The following is a 2,680-nucleotide window of genomic DNA, read 5'->3' on the forward strand; positions in this document are numbered from 1 at the left end:
GCCCGAAGGTGGGTGCCGCCGTTACCACTATCCCGAGTGCCGTCTTCGGCGGGGCCGTGCTCCTGATGGCCGGAATGATCGCCGCAAGCGGCGTGCGCCTCATCTTCCTCCATACGAACCTCGACCGCCGGAACATGGTCGTCGTCGCCGCCTCACTCGGTCTCGGTCTAGGCATCGCCACGCGTCCCGAAGCGTTGCATGGACTTCCGCAAGCGGCTCAGACCTTCTTCGGCCAACCAGTCATCGTGACCGCCCTGACAGCGCTCGTGCTCAACACGTTCGCACCGGGTGACCAGAGTCCACTGTTCGAGACAGCGGACGACGGCACTCTCGCCGACACCCCGGAGCAACCAACGGTCACCGACGACTGATACACGACAGCGCCTATCTTCAGCGAACGGCGTCAGCCGTGAGCGAGTAGGGTAGAGAAGGGTGAGTCGAGTAGAATAGTCCACAAACAATTACTCTCTTCTGTGCTATTCCATATCCCGAGAAGTGTTGTTGTCAGCATACGACCATACTGGATATCAGTGGTTTTTTAGATATATCTGCCATGAATTGTTAGATTCCGAATAGCACCCACTATTAGTTGTCAGTTCATCAAGAAAACAGTCAATCGACCAATGAATTAATTTCTGTCCACCACATTGAACCAATCCTAGATGAGTGAGCAGCGGGTCAAATTCAACGGAGATACGAAGGTGTTGTATCGAAAAGCGGTCAGGATACCGCTACCAGATAAAGACGCCGAGCGAATGGTTCATGAGGATATGATGAACGTCGCGGACGCTCGAGAGCAGACAGCGGAGATGCTTGCTGACCCCGATATTCCGTTGGTCGAGGCCTACGAGAAGGAAACAGAACGGGCTGCTGAAACGTACAGACGACGCTGTCGCCACATTGCGGGAGACGACTACGAAGAAATCGCGATGGCGTACAGTCGCGGCGAGCGCAACGACCGAGTCGGTGCGATAACCGCGTACTTCTTCGAGGGGTTGTGGCGAATGCAACAGCGCATCAGCGTCACCGATATGATGTTCTTTCCCATCATTCTGCGGTATCCCGATTGTCTCACTGTTAACATCCGATTCACAAGTAGTGGATATACCACGTCCGAGTCCGTTTTGTACGAGTCTCCGGAGCACTCGCCCGAAGACCTCGAGGGCGAGTACGGCGAGCGGTACTACAACGAGAGTCTCTACTCGCAAAAGGAAGCGGCAAAGCAAATCAAAGCCACCTCACAGATAATCCGCGAAGAATTCCCGAGTCCGGATGAATCGACCTTTGAGGAGCGTAAATACGGCGGGATTGTGACTGCCGGTGGGAAAAAGGGGTCTGTGTTCTCGTCGATGCTCCAGCGCGTCGAACCGGACCCAAACCGGTTTTCGGAACCAGCCACTGAACCGATGCTCGTCGACGAGGGGAACGAAGCAAAGCGAACCGAACGGGAGTTGCTCCCCGACGGCGTAATCGTCCTCTGATGTCGTCTACGCGGATGTATCTGGGCTACTAGCGACTCCTCAACCCGCTCCAATCCGCTCTGAGGAGAGAGCAGGTATTTCTTCGGTCAGTCGGCGCTGCTGGAATCCACTTCGACTATTGAGACGACTACGGTCGCCGCCACGGTATAAGTAGCTCACGGGTGAATCCGAAATATGGGTAGCCACGCGCCCGGCTCGCACGGAGGGACTCTCCGAGACGTCATTCGATTTTACCTCCTCGACCACAAGACGATTGTCGGCAAGGCAATCGACATCTCGCTGCTCGTGCTTAATCTCGTGTTCGTGGGAGTGTTCGTCGCCGAGACGTACTCAGTCGCTGCGTCACTCCAGTCGATGTTCTGGGTTATCGAAGCCGGTATCTCGGTTATCTTCCTCGTGGAGTATCTGCTTCGGGTGTACGGTGCCCGGAGCCGTCTGGATGAAATATTCAATTTCTACTCGTTCGTCGACCTCTTGGCCATCTTGCCGACGCTCGCGGTGTTGGTCTTATCGGTTCCGGCTGCCACGGCGAACAGCGGTTTTCTCCGTTCGATTCGCGTGGTTCGTGTGCTTCGCTTCTACCGATTTACGCGGGACGAGGAGTTCTTCTTCGGGACTGTTTCGGTCGGCACACTCCGTGTGATGAAGTTACTACTGACGGTCTTGACCATCTTCTTCGTCGCCGCGGGGATGTTCTACTCGTTCGAGCACGAACTGAACCCCGGCATCAACACGTTCGGCGATGCGTTCTACTTCACCGTCGTCACACTCTCGACGGTTGGATTCGGAGATATCGTCCCTGTCACACAACCGGGGCGGTGGGTCACAGTCGCGGCGATTCTAGCGGGCATTATCCTCATCCCGTGGCAGGCGAGTAAAATCGTCAAAGAGTGGGGTCACAGGGACAAGGTAAACGTCGTCTGCGAGAACTTCGGGTTGGCGTACCACGACCGCGACGCCTCACACTGCAAGTCGTGTGGCCACGTCATCTACCAAGAGTTCGACTCGCGAGAGTAACCCGCGTTCCCAGGGGCGAACATCGGAACACGAGGGAATCAAACAGTCCGGATGAGTTCAACATGAACATTTATTATAGATTGGGCTGAACTGCCGGGTACATCATGTCGGTCGTACGTGTACACCCCTAACTCTCATTCGTAACAGTACAGCCGTCCGACCGAACTATCACACCCTATACC

Annotated in this window: 3 protein-coding genes; all 3 read left to right on the forward strand. The window is 55.4% G+C overall.

What is annotated here, in order from left to right; genetic code table 11:
* Positions 1-371, forward strand: a 371-nt coding sequence (locus tag QT222_RS02935) for a solute carrier family 23 protein (protein WP_491476254.1), incomplete at its 5' end; no start/stop codon positions are given.
* A 291-nt stretch (positions 372-662) separates the two neighbouring features.
* Positions 663-1,481 carry a hypothetical protein gene (locus tag QT222_RS02940; RefSeq protein WP_014732475.1) on the forward strand — a complete coding sequence of 273 codons (819 nt, stop codon included), beginning with the start codon at positions 663-665 and terminating at the stop codon, positions 1,479-1,481.
* 174 nt (positions 1,482-1,655) lie between these two features.
* Positions 1,656-2,498 (forward strand): ion transporter, encoded by an 843-nt coding sequence (locus tag QT222_RS02945; protein ID WP_491476255.1) that lies wholly within the window; start codon positions 1,656-1,658, stop codon positions 2,496-2,498.
* Positions 2,499-2,680: the final 182 nt, after the last annotated feature.

It is taken from the genome of Haloferax sp. s1 (assembly GCF_058382125.1).